General features: G+C 65.8%; 18 protein-coding genes. 13 read left to right on the plus strand and 5 right to left on the minus strand.

Annotated features, from left to right (window positions below; genetic code table 11):
• Positions 1-23 precede the first annotated feature (23 nt).
• The 3 genes from ACPCUW_RS28930 to ACPCUW_RS28940 all read left to right on the plus strand — a co-directional run bounded on the left by ACPCUW_RS28930 (position 24) and on the right by ACPCUW_RS28940 (position 5589).
• Positions 24-1865 (plus strand): acyclic terpene utilization AtuA family protein, encoded by a 1842-nt coding sequence (locus ACPCUW_RS28930; protein ID WP_423428317.1) that lies wholly within the window; start codon positions 24-26, stop codon positions 1863-1865.
• 63 nt (positions 1866-1928) lie between these two features.
• Positions 1929-3071, plus strand: coding sequence for an acyl-CoA dehydrogenase family protein (locus ACPCUW_RS28935; protein WP_423428318.1), 1143 nt, complete (start codon positions 1929-1931; stop codon positions 3069-3071).
• Positions 3072-3102: 31 nt separating this feature from the next.
• Complete coding sequence (locus ACPCUW_RS28940; protein ID WP_423428320.1) at positions 3103-5589, plus strand: 2Fe-2S iron-sulfur cluster-binding protein; 2487 nt, start codon at positions 3103-3105, stop codon at positions 5587-5589.
• Between the two features lie 51 nt (positions 5590-5640).
• Here the strand turns inward: ACPCUW_RS28940 and ACPCUW_RS28945 are convergent, their stop codons facing one another.
• From ACPCUW_RS28945 to ACPCUW_RS28960, 4 genes are all read right to left on the minus strand, one after another.
• Positions 5641-6873, minus strand: a complete 1233-nt coding sequence (locus ACPCUW_RS28945; protein ID WP_423428322.1) for a DUF445 domain-containing protein — start codon at positions 6871-6873, stop codon at positions 5641-5643.
• Between the two features lie 90 nt (positions 6874-6963).
• A complete protein-coding gene (locus ACPCUW_RS28950) occupies positions 6964-7866 on the minus strand; it encodes a short-chain dehydrogenase/reductase (protein ID WP_423428323.1) in 903 nt (300 codons plus the stop codon).
• A gap of 34 nt (positions 7867-7900) precedes the next feature.
• Positions 7901-8083 (minus strand): rubredoxin, encoded by a 183-nt coding sequence (locus tag ACPCUW_RS28955; RefSeq protein ID WP_423428325.1) that lies wholly within the window; start codon positions 8081-8083, stop codon positions 7901-7903.
• Positions 8084-8128: 45 nt separating this feature from the next.
• Positions 8129-9463, minus strand: a complete 1335-nt coding sequence (locus ACPCUW_RS28960) for an FAD-dependent oxidoreductase (RefSeq protein WP_423428327.1) — start codon at positions 9461-9463, stop codon at positions 8129-8131.
• A 275-nt stretch (positions 9464-9738) separates the two neighbouring features.
• On the opposite strand from ACPCUW_RS28960, the gene ACPCUW_RS28965 reads away from it, so the two are divergent.
• From ACPCUW_RS28965 to ACPCUW_RS28980, 4 genes are all read left to right on the plus strand, one after another.
• Positions 9739-11211: a cytochrome P450 gene (locus tag ACPCUW_RS28965; RefSeq protein WP_423428328.1), complete on the plus strand. Its 1473-nt coding sequence runs from the start codon at positions 9739-9741 to the stop codon at positions 11209-11211.
• Between the two features lie 41 nt (positions 11212-11252).
• A complete protein-coding gene (locus ACPCUW_RS28970; RefSeq protein WP_423428330.1) occupies positions 11253-11717 on the plus strand; it encodes a type II toxin-antitoxin system RatA family toxin in 465 nt (154 codons plus the stop codon).
• 415 nt (positions 11718-12132) lie between these two features.
• On the plus strand, positions 12133-12921 hold the full coding sequence (locus ACPCUW_RS28975; RefSeq protein WP_423428332.1) for a nuclear transport factor 2 family protein: 789 nt from the start codon (positions 12133-12135) through the stop codon (positions 12919-12921).
• Positions 12922-13105: 184 nt separating this feature from the next.
• On the plus strand, positions 13106-13912 hold the full coding sequence (locus ACPCUW_RS28980) for a nuclear transport factor 2 family protein (protein ID WP_423428334.1): 807 nt from the start codon (positions 13106-13108) through the stop codon (positions 13910-13912).
• Between the two features lie 215 nt (positions 13913-14127).
• Here ACPCUW_RS28980 and ACPCUW_RS28985 read toward each other — a convergent pair whose 3' ends face one another.
• Entirely contained in the window at positions 14128-14772 is a 645-nt protein-coding gene (locus ACPCUW_RS28985) for a TetR/AcrR family transcriptional regulator (protein WP_423428336.1), read from the minus strand.
• A 271-nt stretch (positions 14773-15043) separates the two neighbouring features.
• On the opposite strand from ACPCUW_RS28985, the gene ACPCUW_RS28990 reads away from it, so the two are divergent.
• The 6 genes from ACPCUW_RS28990 to ACPCUW_RS29015 all read left to right on the plus strand — a co-directional run bounded on the left by ACPCUW_RS28990 (position 15044) and on the right by ACPCUW_RS29015 (position 24704).
• Complete coding sequence (locus ACPCUW_RS28990) at positions 15044-15943, plus strand: alpha/beta hydrolase (RefSeq protein WP_423428338.1); 900 nt, start codon at positions 15044-15046, stop codon at positions 15941-15943.
• Positions 15944-16019: 76 nt separating this feature from the next.
• Positions 16020-17549 carry a flavin-containing monooxygenase gene (locus tag ACPCUW_RS28995; protein WP_423428340.1) on the plus strand — a complete coding sequence of 510 codons (1530 nt, stop codon included), beginning with the start codon at positions 16020-16022 and terminating at the stop codon, positions 17547-17549.
• Positions 17550-17582: 33 nt separating this feature from the next.
• Positions 17583-18443, plus strand: coding sequence for an SDR family oxidoreductase (locus ACPCUW_RS29000; protein WP_423428342.1), 861 nt, complete (start codon positions 17583-17585; stop codon positions 18441-18443).
• Between the two features lie 80 nt (positions 18444-18523).
• Positions 18524-20170, plus strand: a complete 1647-nt coding sequence (locus ACPCUW_RS29005) for an acyl-CoA synthetase (RefSeq protein WP_423428344.1) — start codon at positions 18524-18526, stop codon at positions 20168-20170.
• Positions 20167-21711: an aldehyde dehydrogenase family protein gene (locus ACPCUW_RS29010; RefSeq protein WP_423428346.1), complete on the plus strand. Its 1545-nt coding sequence runs from the start codon at positions 20167-20169 to the stop codon at positions 21709-21711. Before ACPCUW_RS29005 ends, ACPCUW_RS29010 begins: the two co-directional genes overlap by 4 nt.
• A gap of 14 nt (positions 21712-21725) precedes the next feature.
• Positions 21726-24704, plus strand: a complete 2979-nt coding sequence (locus ACPCUW_RS29015; protein WP_423428348.1) for an RND family transporter — start codon at positions 21726-21728, stop codon at positions 24702-24704.
• The last annotated feature ends 5 nt before the right edge of the window (positions 24705-24709 follow it).

Here is a 24709-nt window from a genome sequence, read left to right on the forward strand (position 1 = left end):
GGTCCGACCGACAAGGAGCCGATATGAACGAGCGCACAGTGAACATCGGTGGCGCCGCCGGTTTTTGGGGGGATTCGTATCTGGCCACGCCGCAGCTACTGGCCGATGGCCGGTGCGATTACCTCATGTACGACGCGCTGGCCGAGATCACGATGGCGATCTTGACCAAGGCGCGGACGAAGGACCCCGCGCAGGGGTATGCGCACGATCTGATCACCACTATCGGCAGCAATCTGCGCCGGATGCGGGAGTCCGGTGTCAAGGTCGTCACGAACGCGGGTGGAGTCAATCCGCGGGCGGCGGCGGAGCGGTTGCGCGGGCTTGCCGCCGAGGCCGGTGTCGATGTGCGTGTCGCGGCTGTCGATGGTGATGATCTGATTCCTCAGCTCGATCGGTTGCGGGAACTCGATATTCGCGAGATGACCGGTGGCACGCCGATCCCGGATCGTCCGATCAGCATGAACGCGTATCTGGGGGCCAGGCCGATCGCGGCGGCGTTGGACGCCGGCGCGGATGTGGTGATCACCGGCCGGTGTGCCGACAGCGCATTGGCGCTCGGCCCCCTGATTCATGAGTTCGGTTGGGAGCCGGAGGAATTCGACAAACTCTCCGCTGGAAGCTTGGCCGGGCATTTGATCGAATGCGGGCCGCAATCCACCGGTGGGCTGCTCACCGACTGGGAGGACACTCCCAGCTGGGCCACCAGCGGATTCCCGATCGTCATGGTGCGGGCCGACGGCAGCTTCGAGATCACCGCGCCCGAGGGGACCGACGCGCTGGTCGATCGCCGCACGGTGACCGAGCAGATGCTGTACGAGATCGGCGATCCCGCAGCCTATCTGCTGCCCGACGTGACGTGCGACTGGACGCAGGTGGTGGTCAGCGAGGTGGGGCCCAACCGCGTCGAGGTGCGCGGTGCTCGCGGTGTCGCACCGACTCCGACATTGAAGGCATGCGCTCAGGTGTCGGACGGGTACCGCACCCAGGTGCAGTTCTTCGTCGGTGGGCGCGACGCGGTGCCGAGGGGGCGTCGTGCGGCGCAGGATTTGCTCACTCGTGGGCGGAAGATGTTCGCCGACAGGGGGTTCGACGATTTCCGCGACGCCCTCATCGAGATCGTAGGCGCCGAGGACACGTATGGCACGAATGCCCGCGACGTCGCTCCGCGTGAGGTGTGGGTGCGTTTGGCGCTGCGTCACGACGACCCGGCTGCCCTGACGGCGTTCGTGCGGGAGTTCCCGTCGATCGGGGTCGGTGGGCCGTGCGGGATGGGTGGTGTGGGCGGCGGGCTGCCCAAGTCGTCGCCGGTGTTGCGGCTGGAGTCGTTCCTCGTCCCGCGCGAGCTGATCGCTGCCGTGATCGAACTCGATGGTCACCCGCTGGAGTCTTCGAGCTGGAGTGAGGTTCCCGCATCGCTGTGCCGCGCGCCGGAGGGCCCGCGTGGCACCGATGTCGACGTCTCGGACGAGATTGCCGAGCCGAGTGTGGAGTTGCCGCTGATCGCGGTCGCGTTCGGCCGCAGCGGCGACAAGGGCGACAGCGTCAACATCGGTATCGCGGCGCGGCATCCCGACTTCGATCCGATCGTCCATGCCCAGGTAACCGCCGACCGCGTCGCCACCTACTTGGCCCACTTGGGTGCCTCGCGGGTGGATCGGTTCGTGCTCCCGGGCAGCCATTCGGTCAACTTCCTGCTGCATCAGGGGCTGGGTGGCGGGGGCGCAGCCTCGCTGCGCATCGACCCGCAGGGCAAGGCCGCCGCTCAGCAGCTACTGGACTTGCCGGTCCGCATCCCGGCCGCGCTGCTGGCGCACCCGGCGCTGGCGGCGGTTCCCGAAGTCACCGCGGCACGGAGCCGGCAATGACCGGTGCTGCCACGACCAGCTCGTACCGAACGCTTGTATTCGCTGTTATACCAAGGAATCCCGATGAAATTCACCGCTGAGCACGAAGCGTTTCGTGCCACCGTCCGCCGGTTCATCGACGAGCGGGTCAACCCGCACGCCGATGAGTGGGAGCGCGACGAGATGATGCCGTTGCACAACCTCTTCACCGAGATGGCGGAGCTGGGCATGCTGGGCCTGGAATACGACCCGGCCTTCGGTGGTCAGGGCGCAGACCATTCGTACACCGTCGTGCTCGCCGAGGAGATGGGCCGATGCGCGATCGGCGCCTTCGGCCTGGCGCTGGGCGTGCAGATCTCGATGGCCACCCCGTCGCTGCACGCCCACGGCAGCGACGAGCTCAAGGCCGCCTATCTGGCGCCGGCCATGCGTGGCGATATGGTCGCCGCGATCGGGGTCACCGAGCCCGATGCCGGCTCCGACGTGGCCGGCATCCGCACCCGCGCGCGCCGCGACGGCGACGACTGGGTCATCAACGGCACCAAGATGTACATCACCAACGGGATTCAGGCCGACTGGATCTGCGTGCTGGCCCGCACCTCCGACGAGGGCGGCTACCGGGGCATGAGCCAGATCATCGTGCCTGCCGACACCCCGGGGTTCAAGGCCGAGAAGCTCGACAAGCTGGGCATGCGCGCCTCCGACACCGCCTTGCTGACCTTCGACAATGTGCGCGTTCCGGTCGGCAACACCATCGGCGAAATCGGCCGCGGGTTCCAGCAGCAGATGGTGCAGTTCGTCGTCGAGCGCACCTGGGGTGTGTACAACGTCCACGTGGCCTGCACCGAGGCGCTGGAGCGCACCAAAGCCTATGCGCTGCAGCGCAAGGTGTTCGGCGCACCCCTGGCGGCCAATCAGTACCTGCAGTACACCTATGCCGAGCTCGCCGCCAAGGTCGACCTGCTGCGTGAGTACGGCTATGCGATGGTCGACGCGCACATGGCCGGGCAGAACATCACCCGGATGGCCACCATCGCCAAGCTCGAGGCCTGTCGCCTGATCCGCCAGGTCGGCGACTGGTGCCTGCAGGTGCACGGCGGCATCGGCTACATGGAGGAGACCTGGACCTCGCGGTTCGTCCGCGACCAGCGGCTGCCCAGCATCGGCGGCGGCGCCGACGAGGTGATGCTTCGGGTGCTGTCCCAGATCGACGGGTTCACCGCATGATCCGCGTCGGCTGACCGATATCGACAGCATGATGAGCCGGTACGGGCAACCACCTTTCGCTCGCCCCACATCACGCAACCACGCCGTCGTGCTGGGGGCGAGTATGGCGGGGCTGCTCGCCGCACGGGTGCTCAGCGACACGTTCACCACGGTGACGATCATCGAGCGTGACGACCTGTCGGTGCCCGGGGACAGACCGGGTGTGCCGCAGGGGCGCCACGTCCACGCTCTGCTGGCGCGCGGGCAACAGGTGTTCGAGGAGTTGTTTCCCGGCATCACCGCCGAATTGCTGTCCGACGGTGCGATCCGGTGCCGGTCCATGTCGGAACTGCGGATGACCGTCTACGGGCACACCTTGCACCGATCCGATGCCGGTTACTCTCTCTTGCAGGCCAGCCGGCCGTTGCTGGAGTGGCGGGTCCGCGAGCGTGTCCGCTCGTTGCCGAACGTCGAGTTGCTCGATCGCTGTCACGCGAGGTCGCTGCTGACCGACCGGACGGGTAACCGTGTGACGGGCGTCCGCGTCGAGTTCGATTCTACTGTGGCCCAAGATATTCCGGCCGACCTGACAGTCAGCTGTCTGGGTCGGCACGGTCCGATCGACAGGTGGCTGGATGATCTGGGTTACGAGCCCCCTGTAGCGGAGGGTGTGCGGATCGATATGAAGTACGCCAGCCGCTATGTGCGGCTGGGTGAGGGGGCGGTCCGTGGTGACAAGGAAATCGTGATCGCGAACCGGAGCCCCGCACGCGGTCTGGCGTTGTTCGCGGTTGAAGACGGCCGCCACATCCTGACCTTGATCGGTTACGGCGCCGACCATCCGCCGCACGACGAGGAGGGTTTCTGGCGCTTCGCGGCGTCGGTGGCGCCGCGTGATGTCTGGACATCGTTGCTGGACGCGGAGCCGCTGACCGAGATCGCCACCTATCGCTACCTGGCCAATCAACGTCGCCGGTACGAGAATCTGGCTGTATTTCCCCAGGGCCTGCTGGTTTTCGGAGATGCGGTGTGCAGTTTCAGCCCGGCGTTCGGGCAGGGGATGACGATGTCGGCACTGCAAGCCGTGGAACTACGGCGGGTGCTGGCGGCCGGCGATCCGGATCTGGCTGGGCGCTACTTCCGGGCGGCCGCGTCGGCGATCGACGACGCCTGGGTCATGACCAAGGTATTCGATCTCGCTATGCCGCATGTGCGGACCAACAGCGGGCAGCGTATCCCTGGACTCGGTGTTCTCGTGCACATCGCGATGGCGGTCGGCGAACGGGAACAGGCTGTCGGACAGCAGATGTCACGGATCGCCGGACTGCTCGACCGGCCGTTCGCCGCGCTGCGGCCCACGCTCCTCGCGCGGGCGGCCGCTGCTGTGGGCGGCCTCGGGCTCGATCGAGCGCGGGCAGAACTCGGCGAATTACGCTCGGCCCCTGCACGTTCCATCGCGGCCTTCGACCCGCTGCCGTGCACTCGAGACCGAGAAGTGCACCGCCTGCGAGTGCGGTCGGTCGAGCCGGACACCCCCGGCAGTGTGCTGATCGAGTTCGACGTGCCGACCGAACTGCTGCCCCGATACCGCTTCTCGGCGGGCCAGCATGTCGTGGTCCACGGGACCCACGACGGCCGGCCGATTCGACGCAGCTACTCGCTGTGTGACGCGGCCGGGTCCGGACGGGTGCGGATCGGTGTCCGACGCCGACCCGGCGGTGCGTTCTCCGGCTACGCCGTCGACCATCTCGTCGCCGGTACGTACCTCTACGTCTCCGAACCTGCGGGCGTGTTCACCCCGCCGTTCGCTCGAACAGAACGCGCCTACTGCGCCGTCGCCGCCGGCAGCGGCATCACACCGATCGTATCGATCATCGCGACCACGCTCGAGTCCGAACCCGCAAGCACCTTCGTGCTGCACTACGGCAGCCGCGACGCCGACCACATCATGCTCACCACCGAACTCGCTTCGCTCACAGAGCGATTCGCGGACCGGCTGCGCATCGTTCACTATCTGTCGCGGCAGTCGCCCGGTCCTCTGCCGCGAGGTGGCGCGGGCACCGAGTATCGCCGCGGGCGGATCGTGGTGGACGACCTCCACGGCGTCGATGCCGATCTCTGGTTGCTGTGCGGTCCACGCGGGCTCGTCGCCGAGGCGAGCCGGTCGCTCACCGAACGCGGGGTCGAGCGGTCCGGCATCCTCATCGAACTGTTCGAAACGCGCGAGATCAGCGTCCTGCCCGCCGAGACGGCGGCCCGTTGCCGTGTCGTGCTGACCGGACACGGCGATGCGCTCAGCTTCGATATGCCGCAAGGCACGCCGATTCTCGATGCCGCCCTCAACCAGCGCGAGGATCTGCCGTACTCGTGCCTGGGCGGCTCGTGCAGAACCTGCCTGGCCGTGGTCGAACGCGGGAAGGTGGAGATGGACCCGGATCCCCTCTTGGCGATCACCCCGGACGAGATCGACGCGGGCTATGTCCTGACCTGCAGGGCACGGCCCGTCTCGGATGAGGTGGCATTGCGGTTCGGGCGCTGAACTTTTCGAAGTCCTCCAAGGGGTGGTCCCCGCCTTCTCGGACGTCGCCGGTCAATGCAGCAGCAGATGCACCTGAAGTTCACCGACCAGGAAGCCCAAGACGGCGCCTACCGTCACGATCTTCCACTCGTCCTGTTTGAAGGCGGGGCGCAGCAAATTCTCGTATTCCTCGTTGGTGAGCATCCCCATCTTCTCGATGATCAGCCCGGGGACATCGAGGGCCCGCATCGTGTACTGCTCGATCTCCGCGGTGCTTCGGGGCAGCTGCTCGCGGACCGTGGCGACGATATCGTGTTTCATTGCGGCGAGCGTGCCGCGCCCGAGGGCGAGTTCGACGACCGGTTTGGCAAAGCCCATCCGCTGATCCATGACACGCTGGATGTCGTATTCGATGAGGGAGAACAGACGGTCGGACTGGGCTCCGGTCAGCATGGCATGAATGATGTTGGCGGGGGTGAGAATTTCGGTGGCCATGAGAGTGCCGTAGTCGACGGCCACATCGTTGCGGCGCTTGTGAAAAAGCCCGTGCCAACGGAAGACGCCGAAGTAGCGCTTCTCATCGATAGGCCGGAAGATCATCTGCAGCGCAAGCCAATCGGTGGAGTACCCCACGAACGCGCCGAACAGCGGCATGACGACGGTCGAGTGCGTGAGCGCCCACACGGCTGCTTGCACGATGCCGAGGATGAATCCGAAGATCAGCCCGGAGCGGACGATGAACCGCAGCTCCGGAGTCGCGATATCGCGGATCAATCGCACCGTGAGCGCCTTGTCGCGCAACAACGCGTCGACACACATCGTGCGCATATCGAAGACGACGTCCACATTGTTCTTCAGGTCGTCCATCATCCGCCCGATAAGCTCCGGCGCGTCGTTGTGGATGCGGCGAACGATCATACGTCGCACCGGTTCGGGCAGCAGTTCCCACAGTCCCGGCTGATGTCGCATCATCAGCTCGTGCACGATGCCCTCGACCGTGTCGAGCATCGGCTCCTGCACATGCTTGGCCAATTCGGCCGGATCGATGCGGTCGATGATCTCCTGCGGATCCAACAGGCGTGACATCATCAGGTCCACCGCGACTGTGGCCATCCGCGCCGAATAGCGGGGAATGATCCCCTGCCAGCCGAGGTAGGGCGGAAGACCCTTGAATTCCAATGGCCGAAACAACATCTCGACCGCCGCCAACTTGGTGAACCACCCGATGACGGCCGCAAAGAGCGGCATGACCGCGTAGAGATACCAATGCTCTCGGAGGTCCGCGACGACTCCGGCCCAGTTCATCTCCGCCACTTTCTTTTCATGTCCCGCGGCAGCCCTTTCCGGTGCAGCCGCGATCCCGCGGGCAGCGACGTCGGCCTGCTGCCGGGTGATCTACCGCGTCGCCCGGTTGCGCTGCTCGAGCGCCCGCACAATGTCCTGCACCCGGGGATCGACTCGAAAGAGGCTGACGAGTGGGCGGTTCACGAGTTCACGGAACAACGAGTACGGCTCCCAGGCGAGCGGCGCGATAGTGCGGGCAGACCGGTTGACGATGCCGTCGACGAGCACTTCGGCCGCCCGCGAGGGTGTGATCCGACGCCGAACCGGGGCAGGCATCAGCATGTCCACCCGGTGCCCGAGCGGGTCGTCGTCGAAGGCGTGCTTCACCAGCGCTGTGTCGACCGACCCGAAGTACGCCACGCCTGCCGTCGCCCCGGTGCTACCGAGCTCGATCCGCAGGGCGCGGCCCAGCTGCTCCACACCGGCCTTGCTGGCCACGTAGGACGCGCCTCCGAAGACCGGGGCGAAGGCGGCCACCGACGCGACCATCACGATGTGCCCCTGATGCTCGATGACCTGCTCCAGGGCCGGCTTGACCGTGTTGACCACGCCGGTCAGGTTGATCGCGATCACCCGGTCGAAGTCGTCGAGGTCGGTGTCTCGCAAGGTGGCCGGTGGCGGCGTGATGCCGGCGTTGGCGACGACCACGTCGATCCGGCCGAATCGTCGAACTGCTTCGGCTGCCGCTTCCGCCATGGCGTCGCGGTCACGCACGTCGGCGGTCACGCCGTGCGCGACCTGTGCACCGAGCGCGGCCATGGCCTGCTCGAGCCGGTCGGTGTCGACATCCACCAGGACCACGCGAACGCCGCGGGCCACCAAGGCTTCGGCTGTGGCCAGCCCGATGCCTTGCGCGGCCCCGGTGACGAACGCGACCCTGCCCTTCGGATCGATGCGTCCACAACCGCGTCTCCAGATCGGAACCGGTTGAGACAGCAGGCTCAGGGGGTTCATGAGGTGGCTCGATTCGTCGGTTCGATTGCCCGGTTCAGGCGTGTTCGATTTCGACCATGTCGAAGTCGGCTTTGGTGGCGCCGCAGTCGGGGCAGGACCAGTCGCCCGGGATGTCCTCCCAGCGAGTGCCGGGTGCGATGCCGTCCTCGGGCCAGCCCTTGGCCTCGTCGTACTCGAACCCACATTGGGTGCACACATACACTTTGTAGTCGTTCATCGGTGATTTCCCTTGCTGGATAGTGGTTTCGGGTTGAGGTAAGGGTCAGGGGAGGGCTCGGGAGGCGGCGAGCATTTCGGCGCGTTCGACCACCTTGGTGCGTTCGCGTCCACGCTGGGCGCCGAGGCCGCGTTCGTGGGCATCCAGGCGCTGCCAGCCGTCCCAGGTGGTGTAGGGATGAGCGGCGCGGTCGAGAGTCTCGACGAGGTCGGCGCCGGTCCGGCGTGGCAGCAGCCCGGCCTGGTGGTCGGCGATCAGTGCGGCGACCATCTCGGCGGAGTCGCTTCGGGTGTGACCGATGAGCCCGACCGGCCCGCGGCGCACCCAGCCGGTGACATACACCCCCGCCATTCCCTCGACCCGGCCCGCGTCGTTGGGGACGACGCCACGCCGGTTGTCGAACGGCAGCCCGGGCAGTTCATCGGACAGATAACCGATAGCACGATAGACCGCCTGCACCGGCCACTCGGTGAATCGGCCCGTGCCCTTGGCATTTCCGGTGCCGTCCAGCTCGGTGCGTTCGGTACGTAGCCCCACGACGGCCCCATCCTCGCCGAGGATTTCGACCGGCTCCTCGAAGAAGTGCAGCACGAGTTTGCGGGCCCGGCCCCGGCTGCCGCGACCGGCGTACTCCTCGATGATCCCGGCCACCTGATCGGTGATCTTCGACGCCGCACGCGCGGCCACCGACGCCTCGTCGTAAACCATGTCGTCCGGGTCGACGACCACGTCGATGGTCGGCGACTCGTCGAGCTCACGCAGCTCCAGTGGGCTGAACTTCGCCTGGGCCGGACCACGCCTGCCGAAGACATGAATCTCGCTCGCCGCGTTGGCAGCCAACCCCTCGAAGACATGATCGGGAATCTCGGTGTGCGCCAACTCATCAGCGGTTTTGGCCAGCATCCGTGCCGCGTCCAGCGCCACGTTCCCCATCCCGACCACGGCCACCTTTTCCGCGTGCAATGGCCACGCCCGCGGGCCATCAGGATGCCCGTCGTACCAGGACACGAACTCCGCGCTGCTGTAGGAACCCGCCAGATCACCCCCACTCACCCGCAGCGGGCGATCCCGTACGGCCCCCGTGGCGAACACCACCGCGTCATAGTGACGCCGCAGCATCTCCAGGTCGATATCGACCCCGTACTCCACATTGCCGACCAATCGCACCTGCGGCTGCGCGAGGACTCGATGCAAAGCGCCCACGATGCCTTTGATCCGCGGGTGATCCGGAGCCACCCCGTAGCGAATCAACCCGAACGGCGCCGGCAAACGCTCCAGCAAATCAACCCGAACCCCCGGCAAATCCTTCACAAGCCGATCGGCGGCATAAATACCAGCCGGACCGGCCCCCACCACCGCTACCCGCAGGCCCTCATCCATCACGACGCCTCGCGACCATCTGAACTCCGTGCCCGATCACGATGGCTACCGCCTCGTCCGCCATCGCTTTCGGTGCTCCACCGCCGTCATCTACTGGGCGGATCGGCGACTTCGTTGTCGACTTCGCGTCCAACTCGAATCCTCCTGCATCTTGACTACGACTGTCTCTTATATGAATATCGGCTGTAGACGCATTCGTTGTCAACAGACGACGTGGGGCATGCCAAGTGCTACTGCGGCTCGCGCATCAATGTCGATGAAGGAGATCGAAGGTCATGGCAACACCCAATCGGGCCGGCGGACTGGACATGCCTGCAAAGTCGGCGTGTCCGGTCACGCACGAAGGCGCCCATGACGGCGGCGCGCCGCCTGCCACACACTCGCCGTCCAAGCGCTTCTCGACGCTGCGGTCGACGGCATCCGCGCTGTACAAGGGCTGGGGCTTCGAGGATGGTATCTACGCCGGCCTCGCCGGTCACGACTTCTCCAGTTTCCGGGTGGGCTTGCGCCGCTACGCCGCGGTCACCCGGCCCGAGTACGTCGAGCACATCTTGTTCGAGCACCCGGACCGCTATCACAAGTCGATCGACTTCGCCGCCGTGGACGGTGCGATCGGCGTCGGCATCTTCAGCGACAACGGTGACTCGTGGAAGCGTCATCGAAAGATCCTCAATCCGATGTTCACCCGCAAACACCTCGAAAACGTGTTCGATCTCATGGTCGCGCCGGTCGAGGACGCCGCGGCGGCGCTGCCGCGGCAGTCTGCGGAGATCGAGATACACGACATAATGGTCGAGCTGACCCTCGACGTCGTCGGCAACGCGATCTTCTACGAGAACTTCAAGGAGTACTTCCCCGACGACCTCGGATGGTGGATCACCGAGGGCCTTACCGAGGTGATGGCCTTCGCGCGCGTGCTCATGGTCGCCGAGCCGCCCGCCTGGTTGAACAAACCGTTCTGGAAGCTGATTCACAGCAGCGTGCCGGTGCCCCCTCCGTTGTCGAACCTCCAGAAGGCTACGAAGATCGTCTTGGGGGGCGTCGATGCCATCCTCGCTGACCGCGCCGCCAATCCCAAGGACACGCCGGATCTGCTCAACCTCATGCTGAAATGCATAGACGACGGCACCATGACCCCGGAGCGGGTCCGGTCGGAGGCGACCGTGCACATGCTCGCCGGCCACGAGACCACGGCCACCACCATGAGCTTCCTGTGGCACCTGCTCTCGCAGAACCACTGGGCCCGCGACCGGATGCTCGAGGAGGTCGACACCGTCCTGGAGGGCCGGACACCCACCACGGCGGACCTGCGCAACCTGCCGTGGACCGCTGCCTGCGTCGACGAGACCATGCGGCTCTACCCGCCGGTCTGGATGAGCCCGCGTACGGCGATCGTCGACGACGTGATCGGCGGGAACCGTGTCAAGGCAGGCACGACCGTGGTCATTCCGGCCTTCCTGATCGGGCGCGACCCGCGCTGGTGGCCCAACCCCGACGTCTTCGACCCGTCGCGCTTCATGCCCGGTGCCGACGCGGGCCGCAACCGCGGCGCCTTCACCCCGTTCAGTGGCGGCCCGCGAACCTGCATCGGCCGGAACCTCGCCCTCATGGAGACGGTGCTCATCGCCGCGAAGTTCAGCCAGACGCACACATTCGAGACGGTGCCGGGGCACCGCATGGAACCGCAGGCAACGCCCAGCCTCCGCCCGCGTTACGGGCTGCGGGTGATCGCCAGCCCACGTCGCTGACGAGGCAGGTTCGGCCGGTGCGAGGAAAGGGTCCGAGGAATATGCCCCAGGTCGCCAGGTGTGCTGATCTCATCGAAGCGGCGCCCAGGGACATCATCGATGCGTTGCTGGATTTCGAGTCCTACCCGCAGTGGCAGGCCGGGGTGCTCGGCACGAAAGTTCTCGAACGCGACGAGCAAGGCCGTGGCTCGCTGATCGAGCTGAGGGTCGATGCCAAGGTGCGTAAGCTCCGAGTCGTCGTCCGCGCCAGGTACGACGAGCCGGACAGCATTCGGTGCGAGTACGTCGGTGGTGATGTGAAGGACTATCGAGCGTGCTACTCGTTCGACCCGCGCGCCCACGGCACCACGTTCGTCACCTACGACATCGCCGTGGAGCTCGGCTTCCCCCTTCCCGCCGCGTTGAAGAAACTGATCGCGGACCGGTCGGCGAAGGACGCGGTGAGGTGCCTGAAGGCGCGCGTCGAGGGTCGAGAGATTACGGCAGCGCTAGGACGCCTGCGATAGCCGGCGGGCAGGCGGGGCAGACGGCGAGGATGACGGGGCCGCCGGCGAGGTGCCGGAATGCACGCGCTCGTACCGACGTCCCTCGCGCAACCGAGCCCCACGGTAGGTCGTGCAGATGAACTCGATGAACCGGGTTGGGGCCCAGTGGGGGAGTCTTCGGCGGTGACGTCGTCGGCGGTGATCGCCGAGAGTGGTTGCCGGCGTACCGATTCCTGTCACTGTGACGATTCGGTCGCTGGATGATCACGGTGTCTCATTCCTGCCCGGCTTTCCTCATCTTGACTACGGTCGTATATTGACTACGACTGTATCCTGCATCAGGATTATTTGGGACACATTTGTTGTCAGCATGGCGTAGGACACGCGTGTGCTCATGCGGCGTGCGCACCAACGTTGATGAAGGAGATCCAGACCCATGGCAACCAGTAGGACAGCCAGGAACCAGGACCAGATCGAGGCCAAGTTTCAGGCGGCGTTGACCCGCCGAACCCTCCGCAAGCCGGCGCCCACCTACATCCAGGGCAATAGGTCCGAACCCGTGCGGGTCTACAACGAGGACGAACTCCAGCGCATGGGGTTGCAGTTCTTCGCTGAGGTGGAGGCGCACCTGCGCTTCTACACCGACAAACTCGGCCACGATGTGATGTGGTTCAACGACTGGCTGAAGAAGTACTGGGCGGCGTGGAGTGGCGGCATCGACGAGGCCGCCGTCCATGAACTCCTCTCGCCCGAGGTGAGTTACAAGGATCCGCTGTCGTTCGGTCGTCAGATGGTCGGTATCCAAGCCTTCATCGACTACAACCAGGCGTTCTTCGACGCGGCGCCCGACCTGCGCTACGACGCGATTCCGGGTCAGGCCAGTATCTCGGTCTCACCCAGCGGTGAATTGCTGTTCATGGCTCGGTACAGCGGGTGCGGTCACTGGGACAACCCGCTGCGGATGTACCCGTTCACCCCGGGCTCGCCGGCAATTCCCGGTAACGGCAAGTTCACTCAGCTCTACCCCGTCGATCGGTATCACTTCAACGCCGAGGGCAAGATGACTCATGGCGAAACCCTGTGGGATCCGATCGATGCGCTGCAGTTGTTGCGCGTCGTGCCGAGCGACACCAGCCGTACGTTCAAGGCGGTGGCCAGGGTGGGTGGTGCCGCCTCGACCCTGGTGCGCCTGAAGAACCGGCTGCCGTTCATCGGCGAGAAATGAGGGGTCAGGACTGTGAACCCGAGGCCGACCGCAGGCGAACTCGCGAGAGATTTGACTACGATTGTTCTTGACTACGACTGTCTCTTACATCACGATCAATGTGGACCACTTGCTCTCGATACGACGCGGGCGCGCGACGTGCGCCAACCGCGCACATCACTGTGGATGAAGGAGATCTAGGCTCATGGCAACCAGCAAGACAGCCGGCAAGCGCAATCAGGCCGGTTCGGCCGATTACGAAGCACGATTTCAGCAGGCGCTCAGCCGATTGAGCATCGCCAAGCCGATGCCGCCGACTGTCCAGGGCAACCGGTCGGAGCCGATACCCACGGTCGGCGAACAGGAATTGCAGCGGATGACGCATCAGCTCTTCGACGAGGTCGAAGCACAGTGCGCGTTCTACACGGAGCGTCTCGGCATGGACGTGATGTGGGTGCTCGAATGGCTGAAGAAGTACTGGTCGGCGTGGAGTGGGGGCGTCAACGAGGACCTGGTGCGCGAGACCATCTCCGAGGACTGCAGGTACAAGGACCCGCTGTCGTTCGGCCGGACGATGTATGGCGTGCAGGCGTTCATCGACTACAACCAGGCGTTCTACGACGCGGCCCCGGACCTGGCGTACTACCTGATTCCCGGCGAGGTCTCGCTGCAGGTCTCGCCCAAGGGTGAGGTCATCTTCATGGGCCGTTACGTCGGGTGCGGGCACTGGGACCATCCGCTGCGGATGTATCCGTTCACCCCGGGCTCGCCCGCGATCCCCGGGACGGGCGCGTACATCCAGGGCTACCCCGTCGACCGTTACCACTTGGACCCCGTGACCCACAAGGTGACCCATGGTGAGACGCTGTGGGACCCGTTCGAACTGCTGCAGATCCAGAAGCTGATGCCGAGCGACACCAGTCTCGCGTTCAAGGCGATGGTCAACGCCGGCAAGCTCGTAACACCCGCGATCAAGGCGGCCCGCCGGCTGCCACTCCGCGGCGGCAACTGACCGCGACGCCACGTCGTCCGGCTGCCCGATGGCGGCCGGACCGTGGCGACGTCAGGCGGGAAGGTGAGCGTCACCGTCCGGCTGTCCCTGCTGATCACACATTTCGGGGACATCGACGACGAACCGCGAGGTGATCCGGGAAGGATCGGCTCGCGGTTCGGTTCTCTGCGCGGTCGGCGAGCGCGGTATTTCGCACCCGCCGAATGCCCGCTCGATCAGCCGATGCGGTCGGCTGCGGAAGCTGTCAGCGCGCCGTAGGTCAGACGCGCCAGCCGCTCGACGAGCTCGGGCCGGCCGATCTGGAGGTCGCCGGATATGTGGGCGATGGCCAACTGGACGAGTCCACCGGCAATGTACAGCGCGCTTGCGTGGTCGAATCCGATGTCCGCGGCATTGACATCGTCGGTGATCACAGTGGCCACCAGACGGACGAGTTGCTGCAACTCCTGGCGGATGGGTGGACCGCTGGCGGTGACGGCGGCTATGAGCGCTGCCCTTCGAGGGTCCTCTTCGAGCGCGCCCAGTACGGCATCGAGACCTTGACGGAAGCGCTCGAGTATCTCTTCCTCGGACGCTGCTCCGGGGTCGGTCAGCTGTCTTGCGTACAGGCCGGCCATGCCGGTTTCGAGGAGATCCGTCGCTACCTGGTGGAAGGCCTCGACCAGCAGATCATCTGTGCCGGTGAAGTTTTCGTAGAAGTAGCGACTGGACAGTTTCGACTGGGCGATGACGTTGCGTACGCCGAGAGCGGACAATCCGCCGGTATGGGTGAGGGTCAACGCGGCGTCGATCAGCGCCTCTTTGCGGCGCCGGCGACGCTCGTCGGGCGTTTCGCGAAGATAGTTCCGGGATTCGGCCATCTCTGTGCCAACCTGCTTTCACCTGGAGGTCGTTCGCTCCTGCCGCGTCGCCGACGCTGAATGCGCGAGGTTCATGTTGACAACGATCATATCCTACTATGTAGGATACCATCGTATCCAACATGGCAGGAGTGCAATGACGCACGCAGGCGAGAACATGAAGGCACCCTCGCACACGGGCAGCCGTCGGGCCGGTGGCCCGGCCCTTCGGCAGAACGGGCATACGGTTATGAGCTCCCGCGGTTCGCGACGCGCCCGTGTCCTGCGGGCGGTGGCGTCCGCGACGATTCAGCCGGTCGCGGCCGTGGCGCCGGTGGACGTTCGCACGCTGCCGGTAGCTCGCCGGCTTGTCGACCACGCGATGCGTGGAGTCGCTCCGGCGTTGGGCGGTACGTCGGTCGACCATGTGCGCGCCGAGGTGGACGATGTGGTCCTGTGCGCGGAGCTGGTGCGGGCGGCGGATGTCGAGGATCTTTCGGCGGCGATCCTGTACGTACACGGCGGCGGGTTCGTGGCCGGTTCGGCCCGCGGCTACCGCGGAGTGGCGTCTCGGCTGTCGATGGCAACGCGGTTGCCGGTACTCGTTGTCGACTATCGGCTTGCTCCGGAACATCCGAGCCCAGCGGCGCAGAGCGACGTGGCGGCCGCGTACCGGTGGCTGCTGGATCAGGGGTACGACCCGAATCGCGTCATCGTCTCGGGTGATTCGGCCGGGGGCTTTCTCGCGGCGGACTTCGTCCTGATGAGCGCGCGGGCAGGCGCCGCGACTCCAGCCGGGATGGTGTTGTTCTCGCCGATGGCGGATCTGGGACTGAGCCTCGTGGGTGCGGCGAACACGAGTAGCCGAGATGCGTTCCTGTCCTATGCACTGTCGGCGAAAGCGGTACGCCATTTCACCGTCGATCCCGTCGAGCTGTGCATCGAGCCCGGCTGTGCGCTGCCGCCGACACTGATCCAATACGGCGGCGCCGAGTTCTTCGCGGCGGACGCGGTGGCGCTCGCCGAGCGGCTGCGTGCCGCCGGTGCGCACTGCGACCTGCAGGTGTGGCCGGATCAGACACACGTATTCCAGATGATGCCGGCCCTGGTGCCCGAGGCGCGCGTCGCCTTTCGGGCGGTAGGCCGGTACACCGACGCGATATTGGCCCGTGCCGAGGCGGCGGCGAGCTGACACCGGGACCGGTATCGCAGGGACACAACGGTTCCGGGGCTCGGGACGAAAATTTCACGAAAGATGGAGTAACAGGATGACCGGTGCGAAGACAGGTGCTCGCGAGCAGTCCGCACGGCTGCCCGAGCGGGTGCGGGTGTTAGTGATCGGTACGGGTTTCGGCGGACTCGGCGCGGCGATCAAATTGCTGGACAACGGGATCACCGACTTCGTTGTGCTGGCACGTGAATCGGACGTCGGCGGTACATGGCAGGTCAACACCTACCCGGGTGCTCAGGTCGATGTCCCGTCGCTGTTGTACTCCTATTCGTTCGCACCGAATCCGGAATGGACCCGGCTGTACCCGCTGCAAGCCGAAATCCAGGCGTATCTGCGCCGGACCGCCGAGCAATTCGGCGTTCTTCCCTACATCCGTTTCGGCCGCGAGGTCGAGAAGTGTGTCTGGGACGAAGACGCGCAGCACTGGGTGGTACGGACCGACGCCGGGGTAGTGCACGCGCAGTTCGTGATCGCGGGGTTCGGTCCGTTCAGCGCTCCCTCGATTCCGACGTTCCCGGGTATCGAGACGTTCACCGGAACCACATTCCACTCCGCACACTGGGACCACGAGCACGATCTGACCGGACGCCGGGTGGCGGTGATCGGAACCGGCGCGTCGGCTGTGCAGTTCGTTCCACAAATCCAGCCCCGAGTCGAGCACCTGTCGGTCTTCCAGCGCACTCCGATCTGGGTCATGCCGCATCCTGATCGCGCGACCAGTGCGGTAACGCGCGGGCTGTGGCGGCGACTGCCGGGCGCGCAGCAGGGTGCCCGGCAAAGTTTGGCGGTGTTGTTCGAGTCGCTGGTGCCCCCGTTCACCAAATATCCGGATTTGCTTGTGGGATTGGAGAAGTCGGCACGCTGGAACATCAACCGCAGCATCCGGGACCCGCGATTGCGGGAAGCGCTGACACCGAAATACCGGCTCGGCTGCAAGCGGCCGACCTTTTCCAATACCTACTACCCGGCACTGGCAGCGCCGAATGCGGATGTGGTCACCTCCGGAATCGAGCGTATCGATGCCACCGGCATCATCACTCGAGACGGTGTACACCATCCCGTCGACACGATCATCTACGGCACCGGATTCCGGATCAACGACCACCCGGTCGGAGAACGGTTCATCGGCCGTGACGGTGCGACCCTGGCGCAGCTGTGGTCTCCGGATCCCAACGCGTATCTGGGTACGACGGTGAGCGGGTTGCCGAACATGTTCGTCGTACTGGGCCCCAACTCCGCCCCTTATACGTCGGCGGTGGTAACGATCGAGGCTCAGCTCGCCTACATCGTGGACGCGTTGAAGACGGTCGAGAAGGCCGGTATCAGCAGCATCGACGTCAAGGCCCGAGTCCAGCGGGAATTCAACGATCGCCTCGACCGGCAGCTGAGCAGGTCGGTATGGGCCACCGGCGGGTGTCAGAGCTACTACATCGGTCAGACCGGCCGCATCGTCGCGTTCTGGCCCGGTTACGCAGCGCAATTCACCCGCCGGACGCGGAAGCTGAATCTCGACGACTACCAAGTCGTTTCGCGCCCCGCCTCGATCGTCACCGCCGCGTCGCGGTGATCGCGTCCGCATCGATCGTTCCGAGGAGTTTGCATGATCTCGTTCCTGTCCCGTTCGAAGACCTTGCTGTTGCAGGGGAGGACGGCCCTGGTTACCGGCGCCGCGCAGGGTATCGGCCTGGAAGTGGCTCGGCTGCTGCACCGACGCGGTGCGTCGGTCGTGCTGGTGGACATCGACGGCGACCGTGCGCGGGCCGCCGCCGAGTCGGTCGGTCCCCGGACGCTGGGTGTGGCTGCCGACGTCCGTGATCGCGCGGCAATGCGAGCTGCCGTCGAGCGTGGACTGGATCGGTTCGGCGGATTGGACGTAGTGGTCGCCAATGCTGGTGTCGCTCCGGAACCGGCGACCGTTCGGACGATGGACGATGCCGATTTCGACCGGGTGATCGGCATCAATTTGACCGGGGTCTACAACACCGTTCGCGCCGGGATCGAGCCGATCATCGCCCGCAAAGGGCACATTGTCGTGGTGTCCTCCGCGGCGGCATTCATGCCGGGGGCGGGCAGCTCTCCTTACATGATCAGTAAGTCCGGTGTCGAGCAGCTCGGTCGTGCCTTGCGTATCGAATTGGCGCTGCACGGCGCGACGGCGCAGATCGCGTACTTCGGTGTCGTGCAGACCGCCATGACGCACGACACCCTCGATGCCGACGAACTGGGGCGCGGATTCGACGCGAAACTGCCGTGGCCGTTCAACCGCCGGATCACCGCGCAGCAGGCGGCGCGCTCGCTGGTCGACGGTATCGAATCCCGGGCTCTGTCCACCATCGCACCGGCCGGCTGGCAGCAGGCCGGGTGGCTGCGCGGAGTCGTCAATCCCAGGCTGGACATACAGCTGATCCGCGACCGCGGCTTGCAGCGGTTGTTGCGTGATCTGGAGCAGCGCGGCAAATGAGCCGGCGGGACGTTCCCGTCCGGGCTGGTGCGTGCGAAACATCCAGTGTCGTAAGACGTTTACTCAGAAGTAGGAATCCGATGGCAATTCCGAAGGTTTCACAGCTGACCACCCGCCTCGCCGATGTCGCGGAGACAGTCCGGGCGGTGGTCCGTTTGCAGCAGACCGGTCTGGTGGATCTGCGCCGGCCGGATCAGGTGCTCGCGACGGTACGCAGCAACAAGTCCTACGGCTCGGCGGCAACCATGATCATGAAGGGTGCGCACGAGTATCCGGACGCACCCGCGCTGGCGGATGAACGTGGAGTCCTCACCTACCGGGAACTCGATGAGCAATCGAACGCGGTCGCCAATGCCCTGCTCGCGCAAGGTATTCCGGCGGGCTCGGTGGTCGGTGTACTGGCTCGCGACCATCGTGGCCTGGTGCTGGCGATCAGCGCGGCCGGGCGGGCCGGATTTCGCCTGGCACTGATGAACACCGGCACCGCGAAGCCGCAATTCGCGGAGGTGGCGCGACGCGAGAACGTGCGAGCCATGCTGCACGACAGCGAATTCAGCGCACTGTTCGACGCATTGCCCAAACATATGCCGCGCATCGTCACCTGGGTGGATGCGGGCCATCAGGTGCCGCCTGCGACGCGCACGTTGGACCAGTTGATCGCCACCGGCGACCGGCGGCGTCCGCCGCCGCCGGAGCGCCCCGGTGGTTTCATCGTTCTGACCAGCGGCACCACGGGACTGCCGAAGGGTGCGCCGCGAACCAAGCTCACACCGCTGCTGAGTGCGCTGGTTGTCGACCGCATCCCGTTCCCGCGGCGCGGTGCGGTGGTCATCGTGTCGCCGCTGTTTCATTCGACCGGATTCGCGATGTGGACCGTGGCCACCGCACTGGCCAACGAGACGGTGGTGATGCGCCGATTCGACGCCGAAGCGACACTGCGTGCGGTGGCCGAGCATCGCGCGCAACTGCTGGTGGCGGTGCCGACCATGCTGCACCGGCTGCTCGCTCTGCCGCCGGAGGTCCGCGCGCGCTACGACCTGTCGGCACTGAAGGCGATCCTGGTCGCCGGATCCCCGCTGTCGCCCGAGCTCGCCACCCGTGTTCAGGACGCGTTCGGTGATGTGCTGTACAACCTGTACGGGTCGACCGAGGCCGGGATCGCCACCGTGGCCCAGCCGCACGAATTGCGTTCGGCGCCGGGCACTGTCGGCCGGCCCCCGGTGACCTCGAAGGTCGCGTTGTTCGACGCGAACGGACGCCGCGTTACCGAACCGGACGTCTCGGCGCGCGTATTCGTGCGCTCCAGCGCGCCGTTCGAGGGATATACCGACGGCCGGCACAAGCAGTACATCGACGGCTATATGTCCAGCGGCGATATGGGCCATTTCGACCGGTCCGGGCTCCTGCACATCGATGGTCGCGACGACGACATGATCGTCTCCGGTGGTGAGAACGTCTATCCGCTCGAAATCGAGAATCTGCTGGCCGAGCGTGCGGACGTCGACGATGTCGCGGTGATCGGAGTCGACGATCCGGAGTTCGGTAAACGGTTGCGCGCCTTCGTCGTTCCCGCCTCCGGCTCGGTTGTCGACGAGCAGGAGATCAAGGCCTACGTCAAGGCGAATCTGGCGCGGTACAAGGTGCCTCGCGAGGTCGTGATCGTCGACGAGCTGCCGCGCAACCCCACCGGCAAGGTCGTGCGCGCCGAGCTGAAGGACATCCGGTGAGCAACCACGACCATTCCTCGGAGCGCGATGTGACGATTGCCGACGGCTCGATCGCGGTGCTGAGTCCGCTCGACGGCAGCCGACTGCTTCGGATACCGGATCAGACCGGCGCGGTGCCCGATGTGGTCGGACGCCTGCGAGCGGCGCAGCCGGCCTGGACGTCGCTCGACGTCGATGCACGAGCGCAATGGGTGCGCCGGCTGCGGGATTGGATACTGGACAACGACGCTCAGCTCGCGCACACGATCGCGAACGAGTCGGGCAAACCGGTGGCCGAGGCCAGGGTCGAGGTGGCCATCGCCGTCGAGAACATGAGTTACTATGCGGCCCGGGCGGAGCGGTTCCTGGCGGGGGCGGCCCCGGCCCCGCACGGACCGCTCACCGCGTTGAAGCGACTGCGCATCGACCATCGCCCCTACGAGGTGGTCGGCGTGATCACGCCGTGGAATTTCCCGCTGGCCCAGGCCGTGCTCGACGTGATACCGGCGCTGCTGGCCGGTGCTTCGGTCGTGGTGAAGCCGTCGGAATACACCCCGATGACGGTCCTCGAGCTGGTTCGAGGGTGGTCCGACATCGGCGCCCCGCCGGTGCTCGACGCGGTGACCGGCGGGGGCAGCGCGGGGGAGGCGATCGTCGCGGCCGTCGACTACATCCAGTTCACCGGCTCGACCCGGACGGGCCGCGCGGTGGCTGTGCAGGCCGCGGCACGTCTTGTTCCGTTCGGGCTCGAACTCGGAGGTAAGGATCCGGCGATCGTGTTGGCCGATGCCGCGCTTTCCTACGCCGCCAAAGGGATTGCGTGGGGCGGGCTGGCCAACGCCGGGCAGATGTGCACCTCGATCGAGCGGGTGTACGTGCATTCCGCGGTCTACGACGAATTCGTCGCGCTGCTGGTCGACGAGGTAGCGAGGCTGCGCCCGGGCCGCGACTACGGACCGCTGACGACGCCTGAGCAACTGACGATCGTGCAGCGCCACGTCGACGCGGCGGTCGCGGCGGGCGCACGAGTGGTGATCGGCGGTGCGCCGGAAGGAGATACGACAGGCTACGCGCCGACCGTACTCGTCGACGTGAATCACGACATGGCGGTGGTGCGCGAGGAGACCTTCGGACCGGTACTGCCGATCATGGCCTTCGACACCGAAGACGAAGCCGTTGCCCTGGCCAACGACACCAGCTACGGATTGTCGGCGTCGGTGTGGACCCGTGATCGGCGCCGTGGCGAACGCATCGCGTCGCGGCTGCACGCGGGCGCCGTGGACATCAATGATGTTCAGGCGCATCTGTTGTGCTTCCCGCTGCCGATGCACGGCTGGGGAGATTCGGGTATCGGTGGGCGCAACGGTGGTGCCGACGGAATACTCAAATACTGCCGCCCCCAAGCGGTGACCTCACCACGAGTGACCGTGACACCGCTCAACGAGCTGCTCTGGTTCCCCTACACGCCGTTGAAGAGCAATCTCATCGGATATGCGGTCAGGTTGATCGACGGCGGTGGCTGGAAGCGACGACTCGGACTGAACGGGAACTCGGCCCGATGAGGCGGGTGCCGGGCATGCGTACGGGTGAATTCAGCCCGCGTCTCGCGGCCGTGGGCCGATTCTCCATGGGGCACAAAGCACTGGTGATCGGAGCTTGGCTCGGTGTCGCCGTGATTCTCGCCGTCGTCTTCCCACAGCTGGAGACCGTCGTGCGGCACCAGTCGGTGCAGTTGGTCCCGCACGATGTGGCGTCGTTCGGAGCCGCCGATCGGATGGCAGCGGCTTTCGACGAACGGGGCGCGAAGACCTCCATCGTGGTCGCGATGGAGGATCCCTCCGGGCTCACCCCGTCCGCGCGGCAGCGCTACGACGCGCTGGTCGCCGCACTGCGTGCCGACAAGACACACGTCCTGCTGGTGCAGGATCTCCTGGCCGATCCCACGACCGGAGCCCAGGCAGTCAGCAAGGACGGGAAAGCCTGGTTCCTGCCCGTCGGAATCGCCGGGACGTTCGGCGAACCCAAGGCAACCGAATCCGTCGATGCCGTCCACGCGACCGTCGCAGCGACATTCGACAAATCGTCGACCACCGCCCACGTCACCGGTCCGCCCGCGACCTACGCCGATGGGGTCGCCGCCGGCGAGCACGACCTGCTCTTCATCACCGTCGCGACCTCCGTGCTCATCGCGCTCATCCTGCTGCTGGTCTATCGGTCGGTATTCACCGCCATGCTCCCGGTGCTGGTCATCGGTATCAGCGTCGCCGTCGCCCGCGGGGTGCTGTCGGGGCTGGGTGAAATCGGTTTGCCGGTTTCGCAATTCACCATCGATTTCATGACCGTCATCCTGTTGGGTGCCGGCACGGACTACACCGTTTTCCTGGTCAGCCGTTATCACGAACAACGACGCAGAGGCATCGCCCCGCAGCCGGCGATCATCCACGCGACCGGCAGCATCGGCCGTGTCGTCCTGGCTTCGGCGGCCACCGTCGCGCTGGCGTTCGCCGCTCTGGTCTTCGCTCGACTCGGCGCTTTCGCCGCGATCGGCCCCGCCTGCACCATTTCGGTCCTGATCGGATTTCTTGCCTCCGTTACCGTGCTTCCGGCGATTCTGTCGCTCGCCGCACGACGTGGCCTCGCCGAGCCTCGTGCCGATCTTTCGCGCCGATATTGGAACCGGATTGCCGTAACCGTCGTCCGGCGGCCGGTGCCGCTGCTGGCCGCCAGTCTCGTGGTTCTGCTCGCTCTCGCCGGTGTGGCGGCCACCATGACCATCAGCTACGACGACCGCACAAGCCAACCTGCCGACACACCGAGCAACCAGGGCTACCGATTGCTGAATCGGCACTTTCCCCGAGACAGCATCATCGGCGAATATTTGCTCATCCAATCCGGGACCGATATGCGGACGGCCAAGGGTCTCGCCGATCTCGATCAGATGGCCTCCCGGGTCGCCCAGCTTCCCGGAGTCACGCGCGTATCCGGTGTCACCCGTCCCGCGGGAAAGCGGCTGGACCGAGCCCAATTGTCCTGGCAGAACGAGCAAATCGGCGACAAGATGGCAGACGTGTCCGCCGCCGGGCACAGCCACGAAGACGATCTCGTCGAGCTCACCGACGGCGCCGACCAGTTGTCCGCCGGCCTCGGCCAACTCGATATCGCGTTGCGTGGCACGCTGACCCCGCTGGCCGGGCTGCTCGGTCGGGCGCGCGACGCGGGACAGCAGTTGCAGGACTACCAACCTGTGCTGCAACAACTGCAAGCCGCCGCACCCGCCGTGGACAACGTCCTGCGTGCCGATGCGGGGCTGAAGCCCCTGGCCCGCCAGGCCGCCGCCGCGATTCCCATCATCGCCGGGTTGTCCGCAACCCTCGACAACGCACCGTGGTGCGCGGCGACGCCGGAGTGTGCGCACCTGCGCGACCAGATCCGGACGCTGGTGACGCTGAACGATTCCGGATTCTTCGACCGGATCGCCGGTCTCGGCGACCAGTTCGGTTCCGGAGCTACCCTCACCAGTACGCTCACCACAATCGAGAGCGCCGCAGACTCGATGCGGCAGGCCCTCGGCGCGATCGGTGATCCCGCCGACGTCGCCGGCGAGATCAACCGCCTCCAAGACGGCGTCGGCCAACTCGCCTCGGGCGCCCGGGCCCTGGCAGCCGGCGTGCACTCTCTCGCGGACAGCAATGTCGAACTGCTCGACGGAATGGGCAGGATCGCGGCGCAACTGCGCAGTTCCGCGCAGGCTACCTCCGGATCGGATGCCGCCGCGGGCTTCTATCTTCCGCCCAGCGCATTCGACGATCGCCAATTCAGCGATATGGCACGCCATTTCATTTCCGCCGACGGACGCACCGCCCGATTCGCGATCGAATCCTCCTACGATCCGTATTCCGCCGAAGCGGTGGCCCTGGATCGCGCGATTGTCGAGACCGCCCAGGCCGCCAGGCCCAATACCTCGCTCGCCGACGCCACCGTTTCCGTCGCCGGCTTCGCCGCGGTGGTCTCCGATCTGCAACACCTGATGTCGGCGGACTTCACCCATCTGGCCCTCGCGACGCTCGCGATCGTCGGCATCATCTTGGTGCTGATGCTGCGTGCTGTCCTCGCCCCGCTCTACCTGCTGGGCACCGTGGTCCTGAACTACTTCGCCGCGCTCGGCCTGGGTGTGCTGGTGTTTCGGTACGGATTCGGCGATGACATCGCCTGGGGTGTCCCGCTGATCGCGTTGATCATCCTGGTAGCGGTCGGCGCGGACTACAACATGCTGCTGGTATCGCGGTTACGCGAGGAATCGGTCCACAGCGTGCGCGTCGGCGTGCTACGAACCGTTGCAGGCACCGGCTCCGTGATCACCTCGGCAGGAATCATCTTCACTGCCAGCATGTTCGGGATGATGTTCGGGTCGATCGACTTCATGGTGCAGTGCGGATTCATTGTGGGCTGCGGCCTGCTGCTCGATACCTTCGTGGTCCGCACCCTGACCGTTCCGGCGATAGCGACCCTGTTGGGTGAGAAGAGTTGGTGGCCGATGAAACCGCCGAGAGCGTGACGGTC

This window comes from Nocardia sp. AB354 (genome assembly GCF_049538315.1).
GTDB classification, from domain to species: Bacteria; Actinomycetota; Actinomycetes; order Mycobacteriales; family Mycobacteriaceae; genus Nocardia; species Nocardia nova.

Coding starts and splice junctions, on each gene's coding strand:
- ACPCUW_RS28930 (WP_423428317.1), top strand. CDS start 24: ATGAACGAGCGCACAGTGAACATCGGTGGCGCCGCCGGTTTTTGGGGG.
- ACPCUW_RS28935 (WP_423428318.1), top strand. CDS start 1,929: ATGAAATTCACCGCTGAGCACGAAGCGTTTCGTGCCACCGTCCGCCGG.
- ACPCUW_RS28940 (WP_423428320.1), top strand. CDS start 3,103: ATGAGCCGGTACGGGCAACCACCTTTCGCTCGCCCCACATCACGCAAC.
- ACPCUW_RS28945 (WP_423428322.1), bottom strand. CDS start 6,873: ATGAACTGGGCCGGAGTCGTCGCGGACCTCCGAGAGCATTGGTATCTC.
- ACPCUW_RS28950 (WP_423428323.1), bottom strand. CDS start 7,866: ATGAACCCCCTGAGCCTGCTGTCTCAACCGGTTCCGATCTGGAGACGC.
- ACPCUW_RS28955 (WP_423428325.1), bottom strand. CDS start 8,083: ATGAACGACTACAAAGTGTATGTGTGCACCCAATGTGGGTTCGAGTAC.
- ACPCUW_RS28960 (WP_423428327.1), bottom strand. CDS start 9,463: ATGGATGAGGGCCTGCGGGTAGCGGTGGTGGGGGCCGGTCCGGCTGGT.
- ACPCUW_RS28965 (WP_423428328.1), top strand. CDS start 9,739: ATGGCAACACCCAATCGGGCCGGCGGACTGGACATGCCTGCAAAGTCG.
- ACPCUW_RS28970 (WP_423428330.1), top strand. CDS start 11,253: ATGCCCCAGGTCGCCAGGTGTGCTGATCTCATCGAAGCGGCGCCCAGG.
- ACPCUW_RS28975 (WP_423428332.1), top strand. CDS start 12,133: ATGGCAACCAGTAGGACAGCCAGGAACCAGGACCAGATCGAGGCCAAG.
- ACPCUW_RS28980 (WP_423428334.1), top strand. CDS start 13,106: ATGGCAACCAGCAAGACAGCCGGCAAGCGCAATCAGGCCGGTTCGGCC.
- ACPCUW_RS28985 (WP_423428336.1), bottom strand. CDS start 14,772: ATGGCCGAATCCCGGAACTATCTTCGCGAAACGCCCGACGAGCGTCGC.
- ACPCUW_RS28995 (WP_423428340.1), top strand. CDS start 16,020: ATGACCGGTGCGAAGACAGGTGCTCGCGAGCAGTCCGCACGGCTGCCC.
- ACPCUW_RS29000 (WP_423428342.1), top strand. CDS start 17,583: ATGATCTCGTTCCTGTCCCGTTCGAAGACCTTGCTGTTGCAGGGGAGG.
- ACPCUW_RS29005 (WP_423428344.1), top strand. CDS start 18,524: ATGGCAATTCCGAAGGTTTCACAGCTGACCACCCGCCTCGCCGATGTC.
- ACPCUW_RS29015 (WP_423428348.1), top strand. CDS start 21,726: ATGCGTACGGGTGAATTCAGCCCGCGTCTCGCGGCCGTGGGCCGATTC.